The sequence below is a fragment of the Streptomyces meridianus genome (assembly GCF_023703325.1).
Classification (GTDB): Bacteria; Actinomycetota; Actinomycetes; order Streptomycetales; family Streptomycetaceae; genus Streptomyces; species Streptomyces meridianus.
In genome coordinates this window covers 1-26979 of sequence record NZ_JAMQGM010000064.1, presented here as the reverse complement: position 1 = coordinate 26979, position 26979 = coordinate 1, and the positions used below count along the sequence as shown (strand labels likewise).

The window sequence follows — 26979 nt, the reverse complement described above, 5'->3', positions numbered from 1 at the left end:
CAGGGCGGCGAGGATGTCAAGACATGGCCGACGCCTACGCGCTCGCTGCGATGGGCCTGCACCACCTGGGTCACCGGCTCGCCGACGTGCCCGAGAAGAACGCCAGCGGCCTCGACGGCTGCCAGTGGCCTGAACGAGAAGGGATAGCTGCATGAGCGAGTGCGGTCTGTGCGAACGCGAGGTGCACGGTGAGGCGACCTGCCACCTGTGCCCTGGCTGCACGCGCGTCACCAGTGAGCGCCTCACCCGCATGCCCGAGGTCTACGACGCCCTGGCGGCGTTCCTCCAGCCGGGCGGCCGCCGGCCCGAGCTGGGGCGCGCGACACGCGTGGACGCTCCCCTGCCGATCGTCGAGCCCGTGCTGAACCTCCGCGGCCCCGGCGGCATCGTCGGCGTTCTGGAGGACTGGCGGAGCGCGCTTCACGCCGACCTTGAGTGGTCCGAGCCCCAGCTCTCCGGCACCGTCCCGGACCGCATCGCGCGGGCGTCGAAGGGGCTGCGGGACAACCTGCTGTGGATCGCATCAAGTTGGCCGATGGCCGGCGCGTTCGCCGAGGAGATCCGCGACCTCGAGCGGGACGCAGTCTCGATCGTCAACCCGCCCGAGAAGGCGCTGCGGCTCGGGAACTGCCCAGCCGTCTACGAGGACGGCGTCCCGTGCGGCGCCGTCCTGCGGGTCCCGGCCGGTACCGCCCGTGTCGAGTGCCGGTGGTGCCACACCGTGTACCCGCCCGCCACCTGGTCCGCCCTCGCCTCAGGACAGTGGGCCGACGAAAGGAAGGCGTCCTGATGGCCGCCACGTATGTCACCTGCCGCGTGCTGTCCGGCCGCGGCGTCCAGTGCACCGCCGAGGCCGCCGATCCCGACGCTGAGCTCAAGATCTGCGTGCGCCATCTGGCGGAAGCCCAGCGGCTGCTGAACGCGGCGTTGGGCACGGCTCGCCCTGGGAAGGGCTCGTGATTGCCTCCCCGGGGTTGTCTAGGACACCGCTGTCCTATAGCGTGGGTGTCGTGTCAACCACCAGTTGGCGCGAGCGCGTTGATGCCGAGAATCGGCGGCAGCGCGAGCTGCGAGCAGAGATCACGGCCAGCGCCCGACGACGAGCGGCAGCGTTCGAAGACGGCGTCCGAGAGCTCGGCTCCAAATCGGCTGTTGCCCGAGAGATCGGGATCGACGTCCGCGCGGTACGAAGAGCGATCAACGAGTACGGAACGGCGACTGCACCGCCCACCGGCTCGACATCCGAATAGGCCCAGAAACGTAAGCGGGCCCCCGGCATAGGCGACTGCACCGCCCGCCGGGGACCACTTGCCCACCAGGAGATAGAGGCTCCGATGGACCACCTGAACTCTAGCCTGCGCGAACGCGGGCCCGTCACCCAGCGCCGCTTGGTCGTCGTCGGCATCGTCCGACGCCGCCGCGGCCGCACCACCACTCTCACCGCCACCCCCGCCGGCGCCGTCGGCCGCATCGCCCCGACGGGCGGTGCGCGATGAGCGCCCGGCTGGTGGCCGTCGAGGCGGCCCGACGCGCGCTCGATGTGTCCGCCGAGTTGGCAGGCGAGGACGCACCGGCGGCCGTGGTCAGGAAGATGCGGCGTGCGCTGGCCGGCCTCCTCGAGGTCGTCGAGGCCCAGCCGCTGTCGGCCCGCCTGTCCGCGCAGCACGACGAGGAGTTCCTGAACCTGGCCCGCGCGACCCGGATGCAGATCCACGCCGCGCGCGGCGCCCTCTCCCGGCTCGACGCTTTCGAGCGGGCGCTCACAGGGATGCTGTACCCCGAGGACGGCTCCTGATGAGCCGCACCGCTCGTACCGTGACGGTGCGCACCCTCGACCGCGGGCCCGTGACGATGGCCGAGCCCTCGTGGTGCGTCGGCCACCCCGACAACGCCCCCGAGCAGTACCTCGCTGACGTCATCCACGAGGGTCCGGAGACGACGCTCGCCTTCCGCGGCTGCCAGACGCTCACCGCGTCCCTGAGCGCCGCCCCCTACTCCGAGGTGTACAGCCCGGAGGTCTCCGTGTGCGTCGAGCTGAACGGCGACTGCGTGCGACTCGACCCGGCCGGGCTCGACGAGCTGGCCGCCGCCCTGGTCGAGCGCGCCGCCGAACTCCGGCGCCTCGCCCGGCAGCTGTCCGTCCTCCGCACCAGCGGGAGGGACTCGAAGTGATCCCCATGCAGATAGAGCAGGTCGAACTCGACCAGGGCGTCCCCGTGATGTGGCAGCGCTTCGACAAGCAGCTGCGCGTCGCCTGGGACCCGCAGCAGATCACTTCCGCTCAGTTCGAGGCCCTGCGCCTCGGTGTCCTCACGAAGGAGGCCGGCCGATGAGCACCACCGAATCCCACGCCCAGCTGACCCGAGGACAGGTGGCCATGTTCGCCGCCGCCGTCCTGCTCATGGCCGGAGCGGGTGCAGCCGGCGCCTACGGCACCTACACCAACACCGTGACCGAGTTCGGCCGCGTCGGTACCGCGCTCGGCGTGGTCGCCGCAGGCGAAGGCGTCACCCTGATCGTCGCCCTGGTCATGGTCGGCCTGACGATGCTGGGCCAGTCGGCCCCGCTCGCGGTCCGTACCGGCCTGTGGGCCGCCCCGGTGGCCGCGGCCGTGATCGGTGTCGCGGTCGCCGACAACCTCACCGAGGCCGTCGTCTACGGCCTGTCCCCGATGGGCATGTCCGCAGCCGCGGAGGGCATCGGCCTGCTGGCCCGACGGATCGTCGTGCACCGCACCGGCGTTGACATGGAGGTGCAGCGCCGCAACGCCGAGACCGTGCAGCGCCTCGCCTACCACCGGGCCCGTGCAGCCAACCACCCGAGCAAGGGCGCTCGCTGGCGATCCGAGCGCGCTTCGTGGCGACTGGCCAAGCGGGTCGGCCTGGGCGACGCCGAGCTCGGCGTGCACCTGGTCCAGGTGCAGCGCGACCGGCTCCGCCAGGGAGCCGACTCCGCGCTCGGCGAGATGCTCGTCCCGTCTGCACCCGAACTGCCCACCACTGCCCAGGAGGCGGGCGAGCACGTACAGCCCGTACCCACCGCGGCCGCCGTACCCGAGGTGCACCCGCAACCCCTCCCGGCCGTACCCGAGCGCCCCCTCCGCGAGGCCGTCGCCGCCGACAAGCCCCGCCCCCGCACCACGGTCCGCGTACCCGACGAGCGCCCCGCGGGTGCACCCGGCGCGGACTGGTCCGACGAGCAGCTGGCCGACCACGCCCGCCAGTCCGCCCCCCTCGTCCCGTCCATCCGCGCCCTGCGCAAGACCTACGGCATCGGCCAGCCCCGAGCCGAGCGCATCAAGGCCCTGCTGAAGGAGTCCGCATGACCGAGTACCTGCCCGTCCCGCACCAGCACTCGGCGGACTGCGGCTGCTACCGGCCCGAGTACCTCCCGGCCGCCCCGCAGCCGCCGCAGATCGTGCACCAGCACATCCACCAGGCCCCACCCGACCGCACCCTGCAGCGGCTCGCCCTCGGGGCCGGCATGGGCGGCGGAGCCGTCGCCGCCGGGGTCTACTTCGGCCCGCTCCTCGTCGGCGCCCTGTCCGCCATCGCCATCAACCTCGCCCTGGTCGCGTTCGTCGTCGTCGCCGTCGCGTGGGGCCTGTCGACCGCCGTGAAGTCCATCGGCGGCAGCGACGGCAAGGCCGCCGCCGAGAACCTCAGCAAGGCCCGCAAGCGGCGCTGACGGCCGCCTGTCCCGCCGGAGTGTGACCGGCGGGGCGGGGAGCCGGACAGACCGGAATCCGCACCACCAACCCGAAAGGGGAACCATGCGCAAGCTCAACCGGCGCCGCGTGGCCGTCAACGCGCTGGCCTTCGCGGTCACCGCCCAGCTGGCGTGGAGCGCCTGGCGGCACGACATGTCGGTCCTCGACACCGCCACGATCGCGCTCCTCGCGCACTACGGCTTCACCGCCGCCCTGGCCCGGCTCCTCGACCGCCGCACCGCTACCACCCCGGAAGGGAACTGACATGGCCAGCAGCAGCCGCAAGACCGCCGACGTCACCTGGACCGACACCCAGACCGGCAAGCAGAAGACCACCGAGGTCCACGTCGCCAACGGCGGCACGTTCGAGAAGGACGGCCGCGGCGCCATCGCTGGCGCCCACCTCGGCGGCCTCTGCGACACCGACCGCGTCCGCATCGACAGCGTCAACGAGAAGGGCTGACCACCATGGCGAACGACGAACTCGACGGCCTGTACCCGGGCGAAGCCGCCCGGCTCGTCGGCACCTCCGTCCGCGCCGCCTGGCGCGAGATGCGAGGCAAGAGCACCACGCGGCAGGAAGCCGCGGCACAGCGGATCCAGGACCGGGCCGCGAAGCGTGAGGCCGAGCGGGTCGAGATCCGGAAGGCCGCGCAGGCCGCGAAGGAGAAGGCCCAGCTCGACGCGAAGAAGAAGGCCGCCATCGAGCGGGCCACCCGCCGCTACCGCTGACGCCCCGGGGCGGCCGCATCCCGGCCAGGACACCCGGCCGCCCCGGGCACACCCCCGCCCCAACCAGAGGACAGGAGTACACCCATCATGACGGACACCCTCGTACCCGCCGCCGCCGTACCCGAGACGCCGAGTACACCGAGTGCACCCGCCGTACCCGCACCGGGTACACCGAACCTCGAGAAGACGAGTACGCCCCCGGCCCCGGCCGTACCCGACGACGAGTACGACGAGGACGACGAGCAGGCCGTACCCGTACCCGTCGACAACCCCAAGACGCCCGGCACCGGGGTACACCGTGAGAAGCGGCACCCGATCGTCGCCGGATGGTTGAAGAACCGGCGCGACTTCGCCGCCACCACCGGCCGCGCCAGCGACCGCGCCCTGTACGCCGGGCTCTACCACGGCCTGCGCCTCCCGCTGTACTCGGCCAAGCTCACGGCCATGGCACCGAGGGGTGCGGCCAGGTTCATCGCGAGTACGAACCGCTGGGTGTGGGACCGCGAGGCCGCACCCCTCCGCAGCGCCGCGGTACGCACCGAGGACGCCACCGAGTACATGCACCTGGCCCGCCTCCGCGCGAACCGGGTACGCCTCCGCGGCCTCGTCGTCCTCGTCGCCGCCCTGTTCGGGACCGTACTCGCCGTCGCCCTGTACGTACTCGCCCCCGGCTGGCTGTACTTCCTCGCCGGGGTCGGTGTACTCGGCCTCGGGTTCGCCGGCCAGCAGCCCGACGCACCCGTCATTGGCCCCGCCGTCCTCCGCACCGTCGTCGAGAAGCTCACCGGCCCGATCGTCCTCCGCGGCCTCGACAGCATCGGCAACGCCAAGATCTCCGCCGCCATCAAGAAGGGCGGCGAGATGGACGGACTCCGGTTCACCTCCGAGATCACCCGCGACGGCCCCGGCTACCGCGCTGAGCTGGACCTTCCCTACGGCGTGACCCCAGAGCACATCATGGAAGCGCGCAGCCCCCTGGCCTCCGGCCTGCGCCGCAAAGTGGGCTGCGTGTGGCCGGCACCCGACCCGGACGAGCACGAAGGTCGCCTGATCCTGTGGGTCGGCGACCGGCCCATGAACGAGACGACGAAGCCCGCCTGGCCGCTGCTCAAGTCGGGCCAGGTCGACCTGTTCAGGCCCGTGGTGTTCGGCAACGACCAGCGGATGCGCGAGATGGTCGTCACCCTCATGTTCGCCTCGGTCGTCGTCGGCTCCATCCCCCGCATGGGCAAGACGTTCCTGATGCGGCTGTTCCTGCTGATCGCAGCCCTCGACCCTCGCGCTGAGCTGCACGCCTACGACTTCAAGGGCACCGGCGACTTCGGCGCCCTGGAGCCCGTCTGCCACCGCTACCGGGCAGGAGAGGAAGACGAGGACCTCGAGTACGTCGTGCACGACCTGCGCGAACTGAAGGCCGAACTCCGCCGCCGCGCCAAGGTCATCAAGTCCCTGCCGCGGTCCATCTGCCCCGAGTCGAAGGTCACGCCGCAGCTGGCCAACGACAAGAGCCTCGGCCTGCACCCGATCGTCGTCGCCTTCGACGAGTGCCAGGTCCCCTTCGAGCACAAGGACCACGGGCCCGAGATCGAAGACATCTGCACTGACCTGGTGAAACGCGGTCCGGCGCTCGGCATCATCGCGATGTTCGGCACCCAGCGACCGGACGCCAAGTCGCTGCCCACGGGCATCAGCGCGAACGCCGTCCTGCGGTTCTGCCTGAAGGTCATGGGCAACGTCGCCAACGACATGGTGCTGGGCACCTCGATGTACAAGGCCGGGATCAGGGCGACGATGTTCAGCCGCAAGGACCGCGGCGTCTGCTGGATGGTCGGCGAAGGCGACGACCCGCGCATCGTCGCCGGCGCCTTCGTCGACGCCAACGACGCCGACAAGGTCGTCGCCCGCGCCCGGAAGATGCGCGAGGAGTACGGCAACATCACAGGTCACGCCCTCGACGGCTCCGGCCCCGCCAACACCGAGCCGACCTACGACCTCCTCGCCGACGTCCTCGCCGTCGTCCAGGTCGACGAAGAGAAGGTGTGGAACGAGCGGATCGCCGCCCGCCTCGCCGAGCTGCGGCCCGAGATCTACGGCGGGTGGAAGACCGAGAACGTCACCACCAGCCTGAAGCCGCTCGGCGTGACCACGCAGGACGTGTGGGGCACCAACGGCGGCGGCAAGGGCACCACCAAGCGCGGCATCGCCCGCGCCGATGTCGTCGCAGCCCGTAACGGAAAGCGGACCACGGACTGACCGCGAACGGCTGCTCGGCCTAGCACCCACAAGTGCTAGGTCTAGCAGCCCTACTAGCGGATCTCAGCCCTCTGACCTGCAACCTAGCGTCTAGCAGCCACCCCCTGCGAGCCCCAGAAACCCCGCCCAGACGAGGAGTTGAGACCCCCATGCTCGTTGCTTGCTTGGCCATCCCGCTGGCCGCGATCTACTACGCAGCGTTGTGCCTCCTGCGGCCGTTCGCCGAGTGCCGCAAGTGCGAGGCCACCGGCCACCGCGAGATACGCGGCAAGACGAAGGTCTGCCGGCGCTGCCGCGGGCGGCGCTACCGCCTCCGCTACGGCCGCCGCCTCCACAACCACTGGCGCCGCACCCGCGAACTCGGCACCCGCTGAGCACGGTTAGACCCCGTCGCCCCACGGAAGGATCCGCCCATGACGAACGAACCGCCGCCCTACGTCGAACCGACCCCCGAGCAGGCCGAGTTAGAACGGCTGAAGGACAAGTACCGCAAGCAGAACATCGCCAACGACAGCGGAAGGGAGTGGATCGAAGAGGAGATCAACAGCGGCCGGTACAGCCAGGAAGACGCAGACCAGCTCAGCTCGAACTTCGAAGAAGGCTGCCGACACATCCTCGACCAGATACAGCAGGAGATCGACGCCCACCGGCGCGCACACAACATGCCGAACCGCTGAGCCACACTGGACACATGCAGCCCCAGCCCCTCCTCGTCGATCCATACGCAGCCCAAGCAGCCACCGGCGTCAAGCCGGGCACCATCCGCGTCTGGCTCCGCCGCGGCAGGCTTACTCACCACGGCTACGACCGTGCAGGCCGCGCGCTCGTCGACCTCCACGAGGTCCAGCACCGGGCAATGCTCAAGGCAGCTTGACGGTCACCCTCACACGCTGTAACACTCTTGGCAGTTCCGGCATGCCCGGACACAGACACCGAAGGCCCCGACCACCACGGTCGGGGCCTTTGTCATGCCCCGGGAGGACACCATGGCCACCGGCAGCGCCTGCAGCACAACCCTGGTCGCAGAGCTCCGCGGGCTCGACCCCACACCTGACGGATGGCGCCAGCTCGAAAGAACCGGGCGCGTCAGCGTCGTCTGCTGCTGCGGCCTCAACACCGGTTGGATTCCCTCCGCCGGCGCCGCGCGCATCACCCGACCGCACACCCGTCGGCCAGGAGGACGGCACCAGTGAAGACACACCGCATCGCGATCGAAGGCGACGGCCTGCCCGGCAGCACCAACGTGCTCCTCGACGGCCGCGACATCGGCCGAGGCCTCACCGGCCTGACACTCACCCTCGCGCACGACCGGGTGCCCCACGTCGAGCTGGACCTGGTCGTGGTCGACGCCACTCGGGTCGGCTCGGTGGAGGCCGAGGTGGTCCTAGGCTCCGGCGTGGCCGACACGCTCGTCGCCCTCGGCTGGACGCCGCCTGCTGAGGAGTCCGAACCCGACACCACAGGGAGATAGCCGTGCAGGAACCCTGGCGCTCAGCGCTCGCGTTCATCCTCGTCATCGCCGTACTGCTCCTGCTGCTGCGGCTCTTCGAAGTCATCTGACCGTGGCCAAACCGCGCACGACCGCACAGCACCACGCCCGCCGCACCGCGGCTACCTGGCGCTGGGTCTACGACGACCGCAGGTGGCCACCGCTGCGGGACCAGGTCCTCTCCGAGGAGCCCCTCTGCCGCGCTCACTGCGGCCGGCCCCCTGCCGTCGTCGACCACATCCGACCTCACCGCGGCGACGAGCAGCTGGCGTTCGACCGCGGCAACCTCCAGGCCCTGTGCAAGCCCTGTCACGACGCCAAGACGGCGCGCGAGACAGGCTTCGCAGGAGGCGGGCGCAAGCAGGCCGGCGCGGCCCGCATCACCCTGGTGTGCGGGCCGCCCTGCTCCGGGAAGAGCAGCTACGTCCGCGAGCACGCCGAGCGCGGCGACCTCGTCATCGACTGGGATGCCCTGGCCGTAGCCCTCGGCTCGTCCCACGGACACGACCACCCGCCCGCTTTACGGCCGTTCATCGCTGAGGCACGCGACGCAGTCACTGCCCGGCTCGACCGAGCGCACAACCTGACCGCAGCGTGGATCATCGCGACCGCGCCACGGCAGTCCGACCGCGAACGCCTCGCCCCTGGCGCGGACGTCGTGCTCCTCGCGACACCCGAGGACGAGTGCACCCGGCGAGCGCGACGTGATGGCCGGCCACACGGTACGATCGAAGCCATCGAGAGCTGGTGGCGCACCTATCGCGCCGACCAAGACACCTCACCGAGGTGATCGACTCCCCCGGAGGGGGGATGTGGATCTTGCCGGTGGGGTGGACCCCGAACGCAGGCGGGGGTGCTGCAGACGCAACCGCGAGTTTCGGACCCTTTTCTGAGCAGAGCGTAACCACGCCTACTGTGCGTCACATTCGGGTTGGGGGTGCGCGATGGGTGCTCGAGGTCCCGTGCCGCAGCCGGACAACGTCCGCGCCCTGCGCGGCAACCCGGGCGGACACACGACGCCGGCCAGGGTGACCGCGAAACCGGGGGCCCCGGCGGCTCCGTCCTGGCTGGACACCGAGGCGAAGGCCGAGTGGCGCCGCGTGGTGCCCGAGTTGGACCGGCTCGGCGTCCTGTCGAAGGTGGACCGGGCGGCGCTGGCGACGTACTGCGCGGCCTGGTCGAAGTTCGTGGCTGCAGAGAAGCTGCTGCAGGGCGACGACCTGGTGGCCGAGCGACGGGCGGGGAACGGCCCAGCGAAGAACCCCGCGTGGCAGATCTGGCGGGAGGCGGCGACGACGGTGGCGATGCTGGCGAAGGAGCTGTTCGTCACGCCGTCGTCGCGTCTGCGGTCGGTGAAGCCGGAGGGTGATGACGGTGGCGACCAAGGGGCGGGCATCCTCGACTGAGCTGCGGCGCGCGGCGCTGACCGCCGAGATCGACCAGGCCATCGCGGGCTGGGTCGACGAGGGCCTGGTCGACGGGACGCCGTGGCTGGCGGAGGGCCGCCGGCCGTTACTGTGCACGCCGATCCCTGCCGAGCCTGGCTTCTGGTTCGACCGGATCGCCGTCGAGCGGGTGCTGAAGTTCTTCCTGCTGCTGAAGCAGCTGATTGGCCGTCACGCTGGACGCGAGTTCCGGCTGATGGACTGGCAGGTGCGGTACTTCATCGCCCCGGTGTTCGGCATCAAGCGGCCGGACGGCTACCGGGCGATCCGCACCGTGTGGTTCGAGATCCCGCGGAAGAACGGGAAGAGCACGCTGTGCTCGGGGCTGGGCCTGTACCTGTTCGCGGCGGACCGGGAGCCGGGCGCCGAGGTGTACGCGGCGGCCGGCGACCGCGACCAGGCGAACATCGTGTTCCGGGCCGCAGCGAACATGGCGTCCGGCTCGCCGCCGCTGGCGCGGAAGCTCGGGCGTCGCGGTATCCAGCGGAAGCTGCTGGAGCACCCGGTCACGCACAGCATCTTCCGGGCTCTGTCGTCGGAGGGGCTGCGCGCGCACGGCCTGAACGTGCACGCGGGCGTCATCGACGAGGTGCACGTGCACCGCAACCCGGACGTGGTCGACGCACTGGAGACCGGCACGGGTTCGCGTACCCAGCCACTGATCGTGTTCATCACCACTGCCGATGATGGGGCGGAGACCGGCAGCATCTACGCCACCAAGCGCGAGGAACTCGACGCGCTGGTGGGCGGGCACGCCGAGGACCCGACCGTGTGGGGCGTGGTGTTCGGCGCCGACCAGGACGCCGACGACTTCGACCCGTTCGCCGAGGACACCCTGAAGACCGCGAACCCGGGCTACGGGATCACGGTCCTCGCGGACTACCTGGAGGCGAAGGCCGCGCAGGCGAAGCGGTCCCCCGGCCAGCTGAACCGGTATCTGCGGCTGCACCTGAACGTGCGCACGAAGCAGACCACCCGGTGGCTGTCGATGGACGACTGGAACGCGTGCGCGCGCACCAGCTCCGGGGTGCCGGTTCCGGTGGAGCTGGCCGACCTCGAGGGCCGGGAGTGCTACGGCGGGCTGGACCTCTCCTCGACTACGGACATGACGGCGTTCTCCCTGTGGTTCCCGCCGGAGTCGGACGACCCCGAGGAGCCGCACGTCTGGGTGCCGTTCTTCTGGCTGCCGGAGGACAACCTGAAGCACCTGGAGCGGCGCACGAAAGTCCCGCTCCAGCGCTGGGCGGAGACCGCCGCGCACGCCGGGCCGGCACTCCGGCTGACGGAGGGCAACGTCGTGGACTACCGCGCGGTGCGGTCGCTGATCACGGACGACCTGAAGGAACGGTTCGTCATCAAGGCGATCGGCTACGACCGGTGGAACGCGACGGAGACCATCTCCGAACTGGCCGACGACGGCCTGGAGATGGAGCAGGTCTCTCAGGGGTACGGCGGGCTGAACGATCCGTGCCTGCAGCTGGAGAGGCTCGTGCTGTCGCAGCAGCTGTCGCACGGCGGGCATCCGGTGCTGCGCTGGCACGTGGACTGCGTCGGCATCAAGACGAACCAGGACGGACACATGAAGCCGGTCAAGCCTGACCGGCAGACCAGTTCGAAGCGCATCGACGGCGTCGCCTCCGGGCTGAACGCGCTGGCGATGCACCTGCGGCGAGCGGAGCCGGACGAGGTTCCGGAGCCGAACATTCGCGTCATCGGAGCGTGACCCATGAAGGGGGTGCGTGGCTGTGCGGGAGCGTGCCCAGTGGGTGTGTGAGCTGTCTGGACTCGGGGTGGGGGCCGCGGGGGTGGTGGTGGTTGCCGCCGGGCTGTGGGGGGTGCTGGGCGCGGGCCTGGCCCTGATCGGCCTGGCGGTGCCGCTGGTCGTGGTCGGGAACCTTCGGTCGGGGGGTGAGCGCTGATGCCGCTGATGCGTCGTCTTCTGTCCGGCCGCCAGGAGCGGGCCCGGAAGGTTCTGCCTCCGCTGACCGGCACCCGTACCGCGGCCGACGTGGTGGTGACGCCGGAGCGCGCGCTGCAGGTGTCCGCGGTGTACTCGTGCGTCCGCCTGCTGGCCGAGACGGGCAGCATGCTGCCGGTCGGCCTGTACCAGCGGTCGGGCGGTGCGAGGACGCGGCTGGAGGATCATCCGGTCGCGCCGCTGCTGACGTTCCAGGCGAACCCGGGGCTGCCTGCTGGGGAGTTCTGGGCCCAGATGCTGGGCTGGATGCTGATGCGCGGTAACGCGCTTGCCTACGTGGAGCGGTCCAGTGGCGGCATGCCCGTGGGGCTGTGGCCGATCGCGTGGACAAGCGTGGAGCCCCGCCGCCAGAAGGACACCGGCGAGATCGTCTACAAGCTGACGCTGGAGGACGACGAGTGGGCGCCGATCCGGGAGGCCGGCGGCCTGGTGCGGGCGGAGAACGTGCTGCACTTCCGCTCGTTCGGCGTCGGCGGAGCCGAGGGACTGTCCCCGATCGGGGTGGCCCGGCAGGCGGTTGGCACATCGTTCGCGGCGACGGCGTACATCGGCGGGTTCTTCTCCCGGGACGCGTCCCCGGGCGGGATCGTGTCGGTGCCTGGGGCGCTGACCGATGCCCAGTACGAGCGGCTGACGCGGCAGTGGAAGGACCTGCACGAGGGGTTCGACAAGTCCCACCGCCTGGCCGTGCTCGAAGGCGGCTCGAAGTGGGAGCACACCACCCTCTCCCCGGCGGACGCGCAGTTCCTCGAGGTCTACAAGATGACCCGGTCGGACATCGCCGGCATCTTCGGTGTTCCGCCGCACATGATCGGCGATGTGGAGCGGTCCACGTCGTGGGGTTCCGGTATCGAGCAGCAGTCCCTGGGCTACGTCATCTACTCGCTGATGCCGTGGCTGACACGGCTGGAGCGCACGGTGCGGCAGCTGCTGGGCGATCCGAACCTGTACGTGAAGTTCGATCCGGACGGGCTGCTGCGCGGCGACACCACGCAGCGGTACGGCGCCTACGCGCAGGCCCGGCAGTGGGGCTGGATGTCGGTCAACGACATCCGCGCGAAGGAGGACGAGGAGCCCGTCGAGGGCGGGGACCAGTACCTGCAGCCGCTGAACATGGTCCCGGCCGGGGAGACCGCGCCGCCGGCCCAGCGGTCGATGCCGGGACGGCAGGAGCGGGCCGCTGAGAGCGCCGAATCGGTGGCGGCTGAGGATCTGCCCGCCTGGGTGCGGCGGCACGAGGAGGCGGTCTCGGCGTTCTTCGCCGAGCAGTCCGACCGGGTCCTGGCCGAACTCGGCGTGAACCCGGGGGCGTCGGTCGGCGAGATCCTCGACGAGGCCCGGGAGAACGAGGACCTGACCGCCGTCCTGCTGCAGCTGGCGCGCGGCCTGGTCGCCGAGGTCGGCGCGTCCACGGCGGCCGCGCTGGGCGGTGCGTTCGTGGTCGAGGAGACCGCGGCGGTCCTGGCGGCCGGCGCTGCCGCCACGGCGGCGAACATCAACGCCACGACCGCGGCCTTGCTGGTGACCCAGTTCACCGTCTCCAACGCCCCCAAGGACGTCCTGGCCATGTTCGAGCGCATGACGGAGGCGCGGGCCAAGCAGCTGGCCATGGCGCGGGTGAACTACCTGTCCGCGTTCGGCGCGCACGAGGGCGCCAAGCACGCCGGGGCGCGGACCAAGACGTGGCGGGTGTGGGACCCGAACCCGCGGGAGTCCCACGCTGCTGCTGACGGTCAGACGGTGGGCATCCGCGAGGACTTCACCATCGGCACGCACAAAGGCCGCTGGCCGCACGATTACCGGCTCGGCGTGGACGAGATCGCCGGATGCACCTGCCGTCTGCAATTCAACCTGTGACAAGGGGGCGCTGATGCGCACACGTGAGGTGCGGGCCTTCCCGCTGACCGATCTGGAGATCCGGGCCGCCGACGACGAGGCGGCCCGGCTGCGTTTCCGGGGCCGGGCGATCGTCTACGACAGCCTGTCGGAGGACATGGGCGGCTGGCGGGAGCGGATCGTGCCCGGGGCCGCGACTCGCACGCTGGGGACGTCCCCGGATGTGCGGTTCCTGATCAACCACGATCCGAACCTGCTGCTGGCCCGCACGGCCGCCGGCACGGCGACGCTGCACGAGGACGACGCCGGGGTGATGGTCGAGGCGGACATGGCTGATGTGTCCTACGCCCGTGACCTCGCGGTGTCGCTGGAGCGCGGCGACATCACGCAGATGTCGTTCGGGTTCTGGGTGACCGCGGACGGCTGGGCCGGGAACACGCACGAGGTGTTCGGCATCGACCTGGACGGCGGCGACGTCTCCGTGGTCACGTACCCGGCGTTCGCCGCGACCTCGGCAGAGCTGCGGTCGGCTGCTGCCCGGCACACCGGGCAGCCCCCGGCGGTCGAACCGGACGTGGTCACCCGCGCGCTGGCTGAGGTCCGCGCGGGCAAGGTCCTCTCCTCGGCGAACCGGCAGCTGGTCGCCGACGCGCACGACGCGCTCGGGGCGCTGCTGGAGGCTGCGGACCGGTCCGGGCCCGGACCGGAGGCGTACCCGATCGAGCGGGCCAGGCACCGCCTGCACGAGCTGGAGCTCCTGGCCCAGCTGTGACCCAAGCTTCCCGGCCGTCCGGCCCGGGATTGTGCACCACCCATCCATGAAGCGAAGGAGTACCCATGCCTACGAGCGTGGAGCTGCGCAAGCAGCGGGCCGGCGTCGTCGAGTCGATGCGGGCCATCACCGAGAAGGCCGAGTCGGAGAACCGTGGGCTGTCCGGCGAGGAGCGCACTTCCTACGACCGGCACGAGCAGGACTTCACCGGCCTGACCGAGCGGATCGAGCGGCAGGAGGCCGAGGAGGAGCGGGCCGCGCAGATGGCCGAGCCGATCCGCCGCAGTGGCCAGCGCCCGGACGACGGCGGCCGCGGCACCGAGGAGACCCGCGCGAAGGAGAAGCGGGCCGCGTTCTTCCAGGCCCTGCGCCGTGGTGCCCGCCTGGCGCCCGAGCAGCGCGCCCTGGTGGAGAACACCGCGGGCGAGATCCTCGTGCCCGAGGACCTGGAGCAGGAGATCTACCGGGCCCTGCCTGGCCTGACCGTCGTGCGCGGTATCGCGTCGTCCCGGCCGACGTCCTCCAACCGGATCCGCCGCCGGTCGCTGAACGAGGTGTCCGTCGGCTGGGGTTCGCTGGAGACCAACGAGCAGACCCTCGCCGACTCGATGCCGTCCACTCCGACGGAGGAGTTCACCTACATCGAGGACCTGTACGGGCTCGCGAAGATCGGTGAGGACGAGCTCGACGACTCCGACACGAACCTGGAGGCGTTCGTCCGCGACAGCTTCGCCCGCGCGGTCGGTGAGGCGGAGGACACCGCGTTCACCATCGGCACTGGCCACGCCAGCAATCAGCCGGTCGGCTTCATGACCACCGGCGGCGGGGTGCCGGTGGTGACGGCCGCCACCGGCAACACCACGGTGAAGGTCGACCAGTTCAAGAACCTGGTGTACGCGGTGCCGGCGCAGTACCGCCGTAACGCCCGGTTCGCCGTGGCGTCGGGCACCGAGCTGGCGCTGTCCCTGCTGCGGGACAACAGCTCCGGCGCCGGGACCGGCCCGTACCTGTGGCAGCCGAGCGTTCAGGCCGGTCGCCCGAACACCTTCCTGGGCTACGCCATCGAGAACCAGGAGGACATCGCCGCGGTGGCGGCCTCGGCGAAGGTGGCCGCGTTCGGCGACTTCAACGCCGGTTACCGCATCTACGACCGGGCCGGTATGACCGTGAAGGTCCTCGACCAGCTGTACGCCGAGGAGGGCATGATCGGCTGGAAGATCCGGATGCGGGTCGGCGGCGACGTCGTGCGTCCGGAGGCCCTGCGCATCCTGCAGCTCTCGGCGACCTGATGCGTATCCGGGTCACTGCTGTCACGTCGGTCTCCGACGGTGCCGGCCGCCGCTACCGGTCCGGCTGGGAGGGCACTGTGCCCGCCGAGCTGGGCCGGTCGTGGGTGGCGGCCGGGCACGCCGTCCAGCTCGACGGAGAGGACAGCGAGAAGGAGCAGGAGCGTGAGGCACCGAAGCCGCCGCGTAAGGCGACCCGTCGTGCACCGCGCAAGGCCAGTCAGTGAGTTGGGGGTGGAGCCGTGGCATGGGTAACGCCGGAGGAGCTGCGGCTCCACCTCCGTCTCGACACGATCGATCAGGCCGTGGCCGCCGAGGTGATCGAGGGCGCCGAGACGGTGATCCGCGGCGAACTTGGGCAGACCATCGACCCCGTATCCGGCGACGTGGCCGTGCTCGTCGGCACCGGTAGCACCGTTCTGCTGCTGCCGGAGATGCCGACGAGCGCGGTCACCACGGTCACGGTGGACGGGGGGCAGCCGCTGACGGAGGGCACGGACTACCGGTGGAACCGGTACGGGATCCTGACCCGGTTGGCCGCCGATTCCTGCCCGTCCGGCGTGTGGGAGACGGACACGAACGTCGCCGTCACCTACGACCACGGGTACGAGGTGCTGCCGGCGTTCATCAAGCAGGTGTGCAAGCAGCTCGCGGGACGATCCTGGGCCAGCCCGCGGCTCGTGGCTGCGGAGTCCATCGGCGACTACTCGGTGACCTACGCCAAGGACAGCACGGGCACGCCCGTCAGCGGCCAGGCGGTCACCGAACACGAGCGCCGCATGCTGACGCCGTTCTCGCGCGGCGAGCGCAGCAGATAGGGGGCGGCCGTGGCGATTGCGCATCTGCTGAACACGTCGCTGGAGGTGTGGCGGGCGGCGACTGTCAGCGACGGGGGTGGCGGACAGTCGACGTCGTGGCAGCAGCAGGCCGCGGTCCGCGCCCGCCTGTCGCAGCCATCCGCGCGGGAGCGCACGGCTGCGGACCAGTCGGGCTCCGACCTGACGCACATCGTCTATCTCACCCCCGGCGTCGACGTCCGCAGGGGGGACGAACTCCGCGCCGCCGGGCGGGTTTTTGAGGTGCTGGCGGTGCTCGAGCCGAGCATGCCCGGCACCTATCTGCGGGCGGACTGCACCGCCCGCCAGACGGAATGAGGAGGGACCGTGGCCAGAGCACGAATTGACGGGCTGGCCGGCGCATTGCGCGCGGTCGCACGGGTGCCCAGGGCGATGCGTGAGGCTCGCACGGAGACGCTGCACGAGTGGGCGGACAACGTGCAGGGCAGCGCCCGGGGCCTGGTGCCGCAGCGCACGGGAGACCTGCACACGTCTCTCGACCAGAAGGTGGAGGCCGACCACGCCGAGGTCGGGGTGTGGAAGACCGAGCAGCTCGAGTACGCGGAGTACGTCGAGCAAGGCACGTCCAGCATGGCCGAGCAGCCGTATCTGCTGCCCGCGTTCAACGAGCACCGGCGCCAGGTCCCCCGCACCTATCGGGCCGCGGTCCGCCGGCACCTGGGAGGGGGTGAGTAGATGCCCGCGAAAGTGACGTTGCCCATCTACATGCGGCTGGGCAACCGCGGCACCGAGCACCTGGTCGGCTACACGAGCTGGGACCTCGACAGCGGAGAGGCCACCAACGACCTTTCCCGAATGGACGCCGAGTTCCCGAAGATGCTCGATGAGAGCCCGGAGCTGCAGGCGTTCGGCGTCGTGCGGGACGAGGGGGACGGCTCGTGACGTCCGCCCTGTGGCCGTTGCAGCAGGCCATCTACAGCAAGCTGTCGGCCGACCCGGCGCTCGGCGCTCTCGTGACGGGGGTGTTCGACGAGGTGCCGGAGGGCCAGGCGTACCCCTACGTGACGATCGGCTCGATCAGCGAGGTCCCGGACGATGCGCATGACCGGCAGGGCCTGGAAGCCGCCGCCGTGCTGCACGTGTGGTCGCAGTACCGCGGCTATCGGGAGGCCGCCGAGATCTTCGCCGCGGTCGACGCGGTCCTCGACCGGAAGCCGCTCACGGTGGACGGCTATGAGGACGTGTCGATCGCGCACACCCAGCATCAGAGCCTGCGGGATCCGGACCCGGAGATCAGGCACATCAACGCGCAGTACCGGGTCTGGATGACCCGCGAGACGGAGGTATGACCATGGCTGGCCTGGATGGGTACGGCACGCAGCTGGAGCGGTCCGACATGGCCGCGACGCCGGTGTTCACGGCGATCGCCAACGTCACCAGCATCAACCCGCCCTCGATGGAGCGGGAGACCCAGGACGTCACCGCGCACGATTCTCCTGACGCCTGGCGGGAGTTCATCGGCGGCCTGAAGGACGGCGGCGAGGTGAGCATCGACGTCAACTACGACCCCCGCGAGCACGACGACTTGATCGTCGACTTCGGCGACGCGGCGCCGCGGGATTACAAGGTCGTGTGGCCCGGCACGCTCGGCAGCTGGGAGTTCAAGGCCCTGCTGACCGGGTTCGAGCCGGAGGCCCCGCACGACGACAAGTTGGCCGCTTCCCTCACCTTCAAGGTGTCGGGCAAGCCCACCATCACCACCGGAGTGTGAGCGTGACCACGTACCTGTCTGCTGAGCAGATCCTCGACGCCGTCGACCTGCCCACCGAGGACGTGCCGGTTCCCGAGTGGAACGGTGTCGTGCGCGTGCAGGGCATGTCCGGCGCTGAGCTGGACAAGTTTCAGGCCCGCTTCATCGACGACAAGGGCAGCGCGTCCCAGTCCCGCGGGCTGGAAATGTTCCGCGCCCGCATCGTCGCCGCGTGCGTCGTCGACGCGGACGGCAAGCGGCTGTTCCGGTCGGAGGCGGAGATCAAGCGCCTGGGTGACAAGTCGGCGAACGCGCTGACCCGCGTGGTCGACGCGGCCCGCCGCCTGTCCGGCATGACCGAGGACGACCAGAACGAGCTGACGGGAAACTGAGAGCGCGGCCAGAGCGGCAGCTGTACTTCCGCCTGGCCGCGCACCTCGGCTACACCGTCGCCGAGCTGCTGGCCCGCATCTCGGCGCGCGAGCTGTCCGAGTGGGCCGCCTACGAGAAGCTCACCGGCCCGCTCGGCGGGGCCCGTTCCGACCTGCACGCCGGGATCATCGCCGCCACCGTGGCGAACAGCCAGCGGGGCAAGGGCCAGAAAGCGATGCGCCCGGATGACTTCATCCCGGCCTGGGACGGCGGGAAGCGTGTGATGTCCCCCGAGGAGATGTTCGCTGCCGCCGTGAAGGCGACCACCGCCATGGGCGGCACTGTCCGTACCAACAGCTGAACAGCAGATGAGGGGGTGTTCTGGTGGCCACCCTCGCGTCGATGATGGTGCGTCTGGGCATCGACACCGACCAGCTCCGTGATGGCGCCGAGCGCGCGCAGAAGGTCCTGAAGGGGCTGGGAAAGGGGGTCGGCGCCCTGGGAGCCGGGGCGCCCGCCGTTGCCGCTGTGACGGCCGGTGTGGGCGGCATGGCGGCCGCGTTCGCGTCGGCCGGTGTCGCCGCGAAGGCGTTCCAGCTGGCGGCCGGCCCGCAGATGGCGGACGTCGCCGAGGCCGCGAACCTGGCCGAGGAGGCCCAGAAGGCGCTGGCCGAGGGTGCGGAGGACGCGGCGGAGAAGCAGAAGGCGTACAAGGACGCCCTCGCCCAGATGTCGCCCGCAACCCGCGCGATGGCCAAGGAGTTCGTTGGCCTGAAGAACGACCACAAGAAGTGGTCGGACTCGCTCTCGTCGTCCACGATGCCAGTGTTCACGAAGGGCCTGCAGGTAGTGCGGCGGCTCCTGCCGCTGCTGACCCCGTTCGTGAAGGAAGCGGCCAAGGCGTTCGGGTCGTTCATCGACGAGATCGACCGGGGCACCAAGGGCAAGGGCCTGGAGAAGACGGCCGCCGGCATGGCTCAGCTCGCGGGCCAGAACCTGAAGTCCCTGCTGTCCGGGCTGAAGAACATCGCGATCGGGTTCGGCGGGATCATCAAGGCGTTCATGCCGTTCTCCGACACCATGAGCGGCGGGTTCGAGGAGTCGACGGCCGCGTTCGCCAAGTGGGGCCAGGGCCTGAGCAAGAGCGAAGGGTTCCAGCAGTTCGTCACCCTGGCGAAGCAGGGTGCGGAGACGATCAAGACGTTGGCCACGGCTGCGCTGAAACTGGTCGTGGCGCTGGCCCCACTGCTGGGCATCGCCGCGATGGTCGCCACAGCGCTGGCGAAGGTCATCAACGCGCTGCCGCCCGGGGTGCTGCATGCCCTGGCAATCGCGATCGCCTCGGTCGTGATCGGCATGAAGGCGTACAAGGCTGGGGCCGCTGCGGTCAGCGCCGTCAGCACCGTCATCCGCGCAGAGACCACCCGGCAGGTGCTGGCGTGGCTGAAGCTGAAGGCGCAGAGCATCGCGGCGATGGCCCGGACGGCTGCGGCGGCAACGCTGAACGCGGCGAAGACGGCGGGGGCCTGGGCTGCGGCGGCGGCCCGTGCGACGGCCACCTGGTTGGCGACGATGATCCGGGTCGCCGCGGTCACCGTCGCACGGTTCGTCATGATGGCCGCACGGGCCGTGATCTGGGCCGCGACGATGGCCGCTCAGTGGCTGATCGCCATGGGCCCCGTCGGCTGGATCATCATCGCCGTGATCGCCCTGGTCGCGCTGATCATCGCCAACTGGGACAAGATCAAGGCGTGGACGATCGCCGCGTGGAACGCGGTCTGGTCCTGGATCAAGGGCGTGGCGGCGAAGATCTGGGACTTCTTCGTGGCGTGGTCGATCGTCGGCCTGATCATCCGTCACTGGTCCTCGATCAAGGCCAAAACGATCGCACTCTGGACCGCAATCGTGACGTGGGTGAAGGGCGTCCCAGGCCGGGCCAGTGCGGCCTTGTCGTCCCTCGCCTCCCGGGTCTGGTCGCGGGTGCGCGACGCCGGTACCCGGATGGTGTCGGCGATCCGCTCGGCGATCGATACCGCGGTCCGCTGGGTCAAGGGCCTGCCGGGCCGGGCCGTCTCCGCCCTAGGCAACCTCGGCGGCAAGCTGCTCGGCGCTGGCCGAAGCCTGGTCAACGGCTTCATCCGCGGCATCACCGGCATGTTCGGCGCGGTGCGACGTCAGCTGAACCGGCTGACGTCGATGCTGCCGGACTGGAAGGGCCCGGCCACGCTGGACGCCAGGATTCTCACGCCGAACGGCGCGCTGCTGATCGATGGGTTCATGCGGGGCATCGACCGGCAGGTGCCAGCCCTGCGCAAGCAGCTGGCTGGCGTGACCAGTGACTTGCCCGGCATGGCCGTGGCCGCCCCGCGGGGCGTCTCCCAGGCCGGCCGCACGAGACAGACCACGCACGTGGTGCTCGACGTGACGGGCGCCGACGAGGACATGAAGCGCCTCATCCGCCGCATGGTCCGCATCGACGGCCGCGGCAACGTACAGACAGCGTTCGGGAGGTAACGGTGACGTTCCCCAGTACACCGCTCGGCCATCGTGTCGAACTGCGCTTGGGCAGCGAGTGGGTGGATGTGACCGGGGACGCGTATGTGCGCGACCCGATCAGCATTCGCCACGGTCGCGCGGACGAGGGGCAGGCGGTGTCGCCCGCGTCGTGTTCGCTGACGCTGAACAACAGGGACGGCCGGTACTCCCCGAGCAACCCGCTCTCGCCGTACTACGGGCTGCTCGGCAGGAACACGCCGCTGCGGGTGTCCGTGCCGCACGGGGCGTCGTACCTCGTGCAGGACGCCGACAACCCCGATGGCCTCGCGTCCACGCCGGATGACCCGTTCTTCACCGTGTGGAACACGCTTGACGTGCGCTGTGATGTCGAGACCAACTGGCTCGACCCCACGGCGAACGCAGTGATCGTGCAGCGGTGGGCCTACGAAACCGACGACCGGTCGTGGGCCGTGCAGCTGCTCGACGGCAAGCTGCGACTTTCCTGGTCCACGGACGGCACCTCAGCCGCTTCGTGGGTGGCGTACTGGAACCTCGACGCGTTCGCGTTCGCACCCCGCCAGGCGTTGCGGATTCTGTGGGAGTCCGACGACGGGACCGGGCAGACCGCGATCTCGCTGTACACGGCGGATTCCCTGGCCGGCCCCTGGTTGCACCGGTCGACGCTCACGGCCACGGCCCCCGGCACCGAGACAATGTTCGATGCGACCGCGCCACTCCAGATCGGCGCGACCGCCCCGCACGTCGACCCGCCGCAGACCCCGATCACCGGCCGCGTGTACGCCGTCGAGGTGCACGTCGACGGGATCGAGGTGGCGGCCCCCGACTTCACCACGCAGGACCCGGGCACAACCGCGTTCACCGACGGGGCCGGTCACGCGTGGACCGTCGCGGACGGTGCCGAGATCACGAACCGACGAACCCGGTTCATGGGCGAGGTGTCGTCCTGGCCCGCACGGTGGGACGTGTCCGGCAGCGACGTGTACGTGCCGATCACGGCGGCCGGCATCCTGCGGCGTCTCGGGCAGGGCGCCAAGGCGCTCGAGTCGACGCTGCGCAGGCGCATCACCCGCTCGGAGGCGTTCGCCTACTGGCCCCTCGAGGACGGCAAGGACACCGTCAAGGCGTACTCTCTGCTGGCCGGTGTGGAACCGGCGCGCATCCTCGGTCTCGACTTCGAGGCCGACGACACCCTCGACGGCTCGGCGGCCCTGCCGAAACTCAAGCCGGGCGCTCTGATCCAAGCGAACGTGCCCCGCGGCGACGAGGGGAACTGGCAGGTCGAGTTCGTCTGCTACGTGCCCGAGCCGATCGCCACCGACAGTGTGTGGTTCGAGGTCAGCGACACCGGCACCGGCTCTCTACACCGTGTGGTGCTGCTCTCTGCCGGCAGCGGAGTGCGCGTCACCTCGTACAACTGGGAAGGGACACAGCTCAACTCGGTACTGCTGGACGATGACGACCTGTACGGACGCTGGTGCCGCATCCGCATGACGGCCGTGCAGGATGGGTCGGACGTGACGGTGCGGACCGGCATCATCCCCATCGGGCGAGGCGCACCCCTGGGTCGTTTCTGGTTCCACACCTACGCGGGCACCGGCGGCCGCGTCAGCCGCGTCACGATGCAGCCCGGCTCGGCGATGGCGGGTGTGACGATCGGCCACCTCGGCGTGATCGGCGACGCCCCGAACCTCGCGTTCAACGACGCCGACCACGGGTACGACGAGACCTCCGCGTTCTCCCGAATCCATCGGCTGTGCGAGGAGGAGGGCGTGCCCGTGACGTGGGTCGGCGACCTCACGGGCACCGCGCTGATGGGCCCGCAGGGCATCGCCCCGCTGCTCGACCTGCTGCACGACGCGGAAGACACGGACGGCGGCCTGCTGCAAGAGGACCGCGGGCAGGTCGCGTTGCGGTACCGCACCCGCGAGTCCGTGTACAACCAGCCCGTGCGGCTCGCGCTCGACTACGCCTCGGGCCGCGAGGTCGCCCCGCCGCTCGAACCCGTCGACGACGACCAGGCCCTCCGCAACGACGTGACCGTGACCCGCGAGGGCGGCTCGTCGGCCCGCGCCGTCCTCGAGGACGGACCGCTGTCCGTGCAGCCGCCGCCGGACGGCGTCGGCACCTACGACGAGGCCGTGACCGTGAACGCCGGCACGGACGAGCAACTGCCGGACATGGCGAGCTGGCGCCTGCACCTCGGCACATGGCCCGGGGCCCGGTACCCGCGGGTGTCGGTGAACCTCGCCGCCGCCCCGCACCTCATCGACAGCGTGCTCGACCTCGAGCTGCTCGACCGCCTCACGATCAGCAACCCGCCGCCGTGGCTGCCGCCCGAGGCGATCGACCTGCTCGTGCAGGGATACGAGGAACGCCTCGGGCCCTACGAGTGGCAGGTCGAGTACAACTGCACGCCTGCCGGGCCGTGGGCGGTCGGCGTCGTCGAGGACGACGTGCACGGTCGTGTGGACACGGCAGGGGCCGAGATCATCCGTACCGCGGGCCCGGCCGCCACGGTGCTGTCCGTGGCGTCGGACGACGGGCGGCCGTGGACGGTCGACCCTGCCGACATGCCGTTCGACGTGACCGCGGCCGGCGAGGCCGTCACCGTGACCAGCGTCGCCCCCTACGGGGCAGACGACTTCACCCGCACCGTGTCGAACGGGTGGGGCACAGCGGACTCTGGTCACGTCTGGACGCCGGTGGGCGCCGCCACCGGCGACCTGTCGGTGAACGGCACACAGGGCGTCATCACCTTGCAGGCCAGCCCGGAGAACCTGCGCTATCAGCAGATCCTCGAGACGCTCGAGGCGTGCGAGTTGCTGGTCGCTGTCACCCCGTCGCAGCTGGCGATCGGGGCCGCGTTCCTGCCCGGGGTGATGCTGCGTGGGGCCGGCACCGCCTACTACTGGGTGCGGCTCGCGCTCGGCACCGGCGGCACGGTGAGCGTCGAGGTCTGCTCGGCGCTGACGCAGATCGGCGCGTCCGTCCTGACCCCGTACACCTACGGCGCGGGCACGAAGCTGTGGCTGCGGACCCGGGTGGTCGGGCACCACGTGTGGGCGAGGGTGTGGCCGGACGGGCAGCCGGAGCCGAACGGCTGGCACGCGGACCGGGTCATCACCACGGGCACGTCAGCCGCGGGCGCGGTCGGGCTGATCGCCTGCGCCTACCCGACGAACACGAACGCGTCCCCGGCGCTCCGGTTCGACGGGTTCCGCATCGTCTCCCCGCAGACCTTCACCGTGACGCGCGGAGTGAACGGCATCACGAAGACCATCCCGATCGGCGCCGACGTGCGCCTCACCCACCCGGCGATCACCGCCCGATAGGAGGCGCCCCGTGGCCCAGTACCCGAACATCGCGGCCGGGCAGCGCATCACCGGCCAGCTGCTGCGCGACATGCAGCCGACGTACATCTACAAGACCGTCAACACCGACCGGGCGTCGACCACGACCCTGACGAACGACCCCGACCTAACGGTCGATCTCGATGCGAACGCCGTCTACATGGTCGAGTTCTGCGTCATGCTCGGCGGCCCCGGCCCGACCAAGACCGCGTGGGCCGTCCCGGCCGGTTCCGACGGACTCAAGGGCGTACAGGGCCCCGCGTCGACGGCCAACTCGGACGACGGAATCAGCATGCGCACCGGGTCGCACAACTTCGGCACCGTCGTGACCTACGGCTACCGGTCGAGCGGCGCGGGGAACCTCGAGTTCATCCAGGAATCCGGGCTGGTCATCACCACGACCGCCGGCACCCTCGCCTACCAGTGGGCGCAGGTCACCTCGAACACCACCCCGGCCCGATGCGGCCGCGGCTCGTGGATGCGCGTCACCAGAGTCCAGTAACACCCCGCCACCACACCGCCCCGCGTCGCCTGGCCGGGGCGTTTCTCATGTCTGGAGTCTCATGGCAACACCACTCAGCGCCGATCGCCTCCTCGCCGCCCTGCGCGCGGAAGGCTGCAAGGTGGTCGAGTACAAGAGCTGGCGGACGCACAACCGCAACCACAAGGGCGCCTGGGGCCCGGTGAACGGCGTGCTCATCCACCACACCGTCACCTCCGGCACCGACTCCTCCGTGCGGCTCTGCTACGACGGGCACTCCTCGCTTCCCGGGCCGCTGTGCCACACCGTCGGCGCGAAGGACGGCCGCCTGTTCATGGTCGGCCACGGCCGCGCGAACCACGCCGGCCTGGGCGACGACGACGTGCTCTCTGCGGTCATCGACGAGCGCGACCTGCCGGCCGACAACGAGGCGAACACCGACGGCAACCGGCACTTCTACGGCATCGAGCTGGTCAACCTCGGCAACGGCCGCGACCCGTGGCCCGAAGCCCAGGTTGATGCCGCCGCACGCTGGGCCGCCGCACTGTGCCGCGCCCACGGCTGGAACGCCGAATCGGTGATCGGCCACAAGGAGTGGCAGCCCGGCAAGGTCGACCCCACGTTCGACATGGGCGACTTCCGCAAGCGCGTGACCAAGCTGCTCGCCGCCCCGGCCGGCAGCACCACCAACGACAGCAAGGAGCCCGACATGGCCACGTTCAACGAGGTGTGGGACACCGACGCAGTCCCAGCGCCGCCGTCCGCGTCCACCTACAAGACGAACCGCACGTGGAAGGCGTCCTCGTACCTCCTGGAGACCTACGAGCGGATCGCCGAACTCCGCCAGCAGGTGGCCGTTCTGTCCGACCAGGTGGCCGCTCTGGCCGCGAAGCTCGACAAGGGGGCCTGACCATGACGAAGGCGTTCTGGAAGGCGACCGCGGAGCGCGCGGTCCGGACGTTCGCTCAGGCCCTGCTCGCCGTGCTCGGCGCCGGGTCAGCCGGCCTGCTCGAAGCGGACTGGGCGGGTGCGCTGTCGGCGGCCGGCATGGCCGCGGTGCTCGCCGCGGTGACCGCCGTGGCCACCTCGCAGGGTACGGAGGGGCCGGGTGTCCTCGAGACCGTCCGCACGGACACGAGCAAGTAGGGAGAAGGCCGTGGACGTCACCGCCCTCGGGGGCCTGCTCTTGGGAGTGGGTGCGGTGTTCGGCGGGGTGGTGACGTTCTTCGGGAAGCGCGGCGAGAACGCGGTGAGCGCGTACTCATCGCTCACCAACGACCTGCAGGAGGAGCGGGACCGGCTTTCCGATCGGGTCGACGCTCAAGCCAAGGAGCTGGAGCGGCTCCGTGGCCTCGTCATCGACATGGGGGGAAAGCCGTGACGAACGCTCAGCGCATCCTCGCTCACCGCTGGCGGCCCGTACTGCTCGTCTGCACGCTCATCGCCCTGACCGGCGCCGTCCTCATCATCTGGGGCCGCCTCGGCGTGTACGAGGCGGAAGCTGACGGCTTCGCCGCGGAGGCCGACCGACGCGGCACCGCAGTGTCGACGCTCGCCGGTGACGTCCGGCGGCTCCGCACACAGCTGGAAGAGGACGGGAAGACGCCGGTCGCGCCGGACCCGGAAAAGGCCGTGCGCAACCTTCCCGCCCGCGCCGAGGTTCCCGTGCCGATCCCGGGGGCGCGCGGCGAGAAGGGCGACCAGGGAGAGAAGGGCGAGCCCGGGAAACCGGCGCCGACCATCACCCCGTCGCCTGGAGCGTCCGGCCAGTCCGGTCGCGACGGGGTCGACGGCCAAGACGGCGCTGCTGGCCAAGACGGACAGGACGGCCAGGACGGATCCGACGGAGCACCAGGCTCGCCCCCGTCCGGCTGGTCGTGGACGGACCGCTACGGCGACACCTACCGGTGCTCGCGGACCGGCGGCCCCGACTCCGACCCGCAGTACGACTGCGAGCAGACCGGTTCCGGCCCTGCCGACCCGGCACCGGAGCCCGAGCCGACTCCGTCGGACCGGTCCGGCCTCCTCGGCCTGGCCGTGCTCGACCGCCGCAAGAACGCATGAACGAAGCCCCCTCCCGGCAGCGCGCCGGGAGGGGGCATTCGTGCGTTCCAGATCACACAGATCCGGCCTTGCCCAATACCCTGACAGTGACGAGCTGTTCAGAGAGGGGCAAGGCCGTGACTTCCGATGCTACCGGGTCTATTCGCAG

The 26979-nt window shown here is 70.6% G+C and carries 39 protein-coding genes; all 39 read left to right on the top strand.

Features of this window, described 5'->3' with window-relative positions:
- Positions 1–151 precede the first annotated feature (151 nt).
- Positions 152–790 carry a hypothetical protein gene (locus tag M1E25_RS24585; protein WP_251419354.1) on the top strand — a complete coding sequence of 213 codons (639 nt, stop codon included), beginning with the start codon at positions 152–154 and terminating at the stop codon, positions 788–790.
- Positions 790–960, top strand: coding sequence for a hypothetical protein (locus tag M1E25_RS24580; protein ID WP_251419352.1), 171 nt, complete (start codon positions 790–792; stop codon positions 958–960). The genes M1E25_RS24585 and M1E25_RS24580 overlap by 1 nt, the downstream gene beginning before the upstream one ends.
- A 374-nt stretch (positions 961–1334) precedes the next feature.
- Complete coding sequence (locus M1E25_RS24575; RefSeq protein WP_251419350.1) at positions 1335–1496, top strand: hypothetical protein; 162 nt, start codon at positions 1335–1337, stop codon at positions 1494–1496.
- Positions 1493–1795: a hypothetical protein gene (locus M1E25_RS24570; RefSeq protein ID WP_251419348.1), complete on the top strand. Its 303-nt coding sequence runs from the start codon at positions 1493–1495 to the stop codon at positions 1793–1795. Before M1E25_RS24575 ends, M1E25_RS24570 begins: the two co-directional genes overlap by 4 nt.
- Positions 1795–2172, top strand: a complete 378-nt coding sequence (locus tag M1E25_RS24565) for a DUF6907 domain-containing protein (protein ID WP_251419346.1) — start codon at positions 1795–1797, stop codon at positions 2170–2172. The genes M1E25_RS24570 and M1E25_RS24565 overlap by 1 nt, the downstream gene beginning before the upstream one ends.
- A gap of 5 nt (positions 2173–2177) precedes the next feature.
- Positions 2178–2333 (top strand): hypothetical protein, encoded by a 156-nt coding sequence (locus M1E25_RS24560; protein ID WP_251419344.1) that lies wholly within the window; start codon positions 2178–2180, stop codon positions 2331–2333.
- On the top strand, positions 2330–3325 hold the full coding sequence (locus tag M1E25_RS24555) for a hypothetical protein (protein ID WP_251419342.1): 996 nt from the start codon (positions 2330–2332) through the stop codon (positions 3323–3325). Before M1E25_RS24560 ends, M1E25_RS24555 begins: the two co-directional genes overlap by 4 nt.
- On the top strand, positions 3322–3687 hold the full coding sequence (locus tag M1E25_RS24550; RefSeq protein ID WP_251419340.1) for a DUF6251 family protein: 366 nt from the start codon (positions 3322–3324) through the stop codon (positions 3685–3687). Before M1E25_RS24555 ends, M1E25_RS24550 begins: the two co-directional genes overlap by 4 nt.
- An 85-nt stretch (positions 3688–3772) precedes the next feature.
- Positions 3773–3973 (top strand): hypothetical protein, encoded by a 201-nt coding sequence (locus M1E25_RS24545; RefSeq protein WP_251419338.1) that lies wholly within the window; start codon positions 3773–3775, stop codon positions 3971–3973.
- A 1-nt stretch (position 3974) separates the two neighbouring features.
- Positions 3975–4172: a hypothetical protein gene (locus M1E25_RS24540; protein WP_251419336.1), complete on the top strand. Its 198-nt coding sequence runs from the start codon at positions 3975–3977 to the stop codon at positions 4170–4172.
- A gap of 5 nt (positions 4173–4177) precedes the next feature.
- Positions 4178–4441: a hypothetical protein gene (locus M1E25_RS24535; protein ID WP_251419335.1), complete on the top strand. Its 264-nt coding sequence runs from the start codon at positions 4178–4180 to the stop codon at positions 4439–4441.
- Between the two features lie 87 nt (positions 4442–4528).
- The gene (locus tag M1E25_RS24530; protein ID WP_251419333.1) at positions 4529–6694 is read left to right on the top strand and encodes a cell division protein FtsK; all 2166 of its coding nucleotides are present in this window, start codon (positions 4529–4531) and stop codon (positions 6692–6694) included.
- 149 nt (positions 6695–6843) lie between these two features.
- Entirely contained in the window at positions 6844–7068 is a 225-nt protein-coding gene (locus tag M1E25_RS24525; protein WP_251419331.1) for a hypothetical protein, read from the top strand.
- A gap of 39 nt (positions 7069–7107) precedes the next feature.
- On the top strand, positions 7108–7371 hold the full coding sequence (locus tag M1E25_RS24520; RefSeq protein ID WP_251419329.1) for a hypothetical protein: 264 nt from the start codon (positions 7108–7110) through the stop codon (positions 7369–7371).
- Positions 7372–7385: 14 nt separating this feature from the next.
- Positions 7386–7568 (top strand): hypothetical protein, encoded by a 183-nt coding sequence (locus M1E25_RS24515; RefSeq protein WP_251419327.1) that lies wholly within the window; start codon positions 7386–7388, stop codon positions 7566–7568.
- Positions 7569–7883: 315 nt separating this feature from the next.
- On the top strand, positions 7884–8165 hold the full coding sequence (locus tag M1E25_RS24510; protein WP_251419325.1) for a hypothetical protein: 282 nt from the start codon (positions 7884–7886) through the stop codon (positions 8163–8165).
- 91 nt (positions 8166–8256) lie between these two features.
- On the top strand, positions 8257–8973 hold the full coding sequence (locus M1E25_RS24505) for an AAA family ATPase (protein WP_251419323.1): 717 nt from the start codon (positions 8257–8259) through the stop codon (positions 8971–8973).
- A gap of 154 nt (positions 8974–9127) precedes the next feature.
- Positions 9128–9589 carry a phage terminase small subunit P27 family gene (locus M1E25_RS24500; protein ID WP_251419321.1) on the top strand — a complete coding sequence of 154 codons (462 nt, stop codon included), beginning with the start codon at positions 9128–9130 and terminating at the stop codon, positions 9587–9589.
- Positions 9558–11351, top strand: a complete 1794-nt coding sequence (locus M1E25_RS24495) for a terminase large subunit (RefSeq protein ID WP_251419319.1) — start codon at positions 9558–9560, stop codon at positions 11349–11351. Before M1E25_RS24500 ends, M1E25_RS24495 begins: the two co-directional genes overlap by 32 nt.
- 16 nt (positions 11352–11367) lie before the next feature.
- Positions 11368–11547 (top strand): hypothetical protein, encoded by a 180-nt coding sequence (locus tag M1E25_RS24490; RefSeq protein ID WP_251419317.1) that lies wholly within the window; start codon positions 11368–11370, stop codon positions 11545–11547.
- Between the two features lie 8 nt (positions 11548–11555).
- Positions 11556–13463: a phage portal protein gene (locus M1E25_RS24485; protein WP_251419315.1), complete on the top strand. Its 1908-nt coding sequence runs from the start codon at positions 11556–11558 to the stop codon at positions 13461–13463.
- Positions 13464–13476: 13 nt separating this feature from the next.
- Positions 13477–14214, top strand: coding sequence for an HK97 family phage prohead protease (locus M1E25_RS24480; protein WP_251419313.1), 738 nt, complete (start codon positions 13477–13479; stop codon positions 14212–14214).
- A 65-nt stretch (positions 14215–14279) separates the two neighbouring features.
- Positions 14280–15503, top strand: coding sequence for a phage major capsid protein (locus tag M1E25_RS24475; RefSeq protein ID WP_251419311.1), 1224 nt, complete (start codon positions 14280–14282; stop codon positions 15501–15503).
- Positions 15503–15727 carry a hypothetical protein gene (locus M1E25_RS24470; protein ID WP_251419309.1) on the top strand — a complete coding sequence of 75 codons (225 nt, stop codon included), beginning with the start codon at positions 15503–15505 and terminating at the stop codon, positions 15725–15727. The genes M1E25_RS24475 and M1E25_RS24470 overlap by 1 nt, the downstream gene beginning before the upstream one ends.
- A gap of 15 nt (positions 15728–15742) precedes the next feature.
- Positions 15743–16318 (top strand): hypothetical protein, encoded by a 576-nt coding sequence (locus tag M1E25_RS24465; RefSeq protein WP_251419307.1) that lies wholly within the window; start codon positions 15743–15745, stop codon positions 16316–16318.
- Between the two features lie 9 nt (positions 16319–16327).
- On the top strand, positions 16328–16654 hold the full coding sequence (locus M1E25_RS24460) for a phage head closure protein (protein WP_251419305.1): 327 nt from the start codon (positions 16328–16330) through the stop codon (positions 16652–16654).
- A gap of 9 nt (positions 16655–16663) precedes the next feature.
- A complete protein-coding gene (locus tag M1E25_RS24455; RefSeq protein WP_251419303.1) occupies positions 16664–17032 on the top strand; it encodes an HK97-gp10 family putative phage morphogenesis protein in 369 nt (122 codons plus the stop codon).
- Complete coding sequence (locus M1E25_RS24450; RefSeq protein ID WP_251419301.1) at positions 17033–17239, top strand: hypothetical protein; 207 nt, start codon at positions 17033–17035, stop codon at positions 17237–17239. It begins immediately after the preceding gene.
- Complete coding sequence (locus tag M1E25_RS24445) at positions 17236–17646, top strand: DUF3168 domain-containing protein (RefSeq protein ID WP_251419299.1); 411 nt, start codon at positions 17236–17238, stop codon at positions 17644–17646. Before M1E25_RS24450 ends, M1E25_RS24445 begins: the two co-directional genes overlap by 4 nt.
- A gap of 2 nt (positions 17647–17648) precedes the next feature.
- On the top strand, positions 17649–18068 hold the full coding sequence (locus M1E25_RS24440; RefSeq protein WP_251419297.1) for a phage tail tube protein: 420 nt from the start codon (positions 17649–17651) through the stop codon (positions 18066–18068).
- Positions 18069–18070: 2 nt separating this feature from the next.
- Positions 18071–18439, top strand: coding sequence for a hypothetical protein (locus tag M1E25_RS24435; RefSeq protein WP_251419295.1), 369 nt, complete (start codon positions 18071–18073; stop codon positions 18437–18439).
- Positions 18436–18780 carry a phage tail assembly protein T gene (locus tag M1E25_RS26020; RefSeq protein WP_443735593.1) on the top strand — a complete coding sequence of 115 codons (345 nt, stop codon included), beginning with the start codon at positions 18436–18438 and terminating at the stop codon, positions 18778–18780. The genes M1E25_RS24435 and M1E25_RS26020 overlap by 4 nt, the downstream gene beginning before the upstream one ends.
- A gap of 23 nt (positions 18781–18803) precedes the next feature.
- A complete protein-coding gene (locus M1E25_RS24425) occupies positions 18804–20933 on the top strand; it encodes a phage tail family protein (RefSeq protein ID WP_251419292.1) in 2130 nt (709 codons plus the stop codon).
- A 2-nt stretch (positions 20934–20935) separates the two neighbouring features.
- Positions 20936–24268, top strand: coding sequence for a hypothetical protein (locus M1E25_RS24420; RefSeq protein WP_251419290.1), 3333 nt, complete (start codon positions 20936–20938; stop codon positions 24266–24268).
- Positions 24269–24278: 10 nt separating this feature from the next.
- Positions 24279–24788: a hypothetical protein gene (locus tag M1E25_RS24415; protein ID WP_251419288.1), complete on the top strand. Its 510-nt coding sequence runs from the start codon at positions 24279–24281 to the stop codon at positions 24786–24788.
- Between the two features lie 61 nt (positions 24789–24849).
- Positions 24850–25677, top strand: a complete 828-nt coding sequence (locus M1E25_RS24410) for an N-acetylmuramoyl-L-alanine amidase (protein ID WP_251419286.1) — start codon at positions 24850–24852, stop codon at positions 25675–25677.
- A gap of 2 nt (positions 25678–25679) precedes the next feature.
- The gene (locus tag M1E25_RS24405; protein WP_251419284.1) at positions 25680–25913 is read left to right on the top strand and encodes a holin; all 234 of its coding nucleotides are present in this window, start codon (positions 25680–25682) and stop codon (positions 25911–25913) included.
- Positions 25914–25923: 10 nt separating this feature from the next.
- Positions 25924–26148 carry a hypothetical protein gene (locus tag M1E25_RS24400; protein WP_251419282.1) on the top strand — a complete coding sequence of 75 codons (225 nt, stop codon included), beginning with the start codon at positions 25924–25926 and terminating at the stop codon, positions 26146–26148.
- A complete protein-coding gene (locus M1E25_RS24395; RefSeq protein WP_251419280.1) occupies positions 26145–26831 on the top strand; it encodes a collagen-like protein in 687 nt (228 codons plus the stop codon). The genes M1E25_RS24400 and M1E25_RS24395 overlap by 4 nt, the downstream gene beginning before the upstream one ends.
- The last annotated feature ends 148 nt before the right edge of the window (positions 26832–26979 follow it).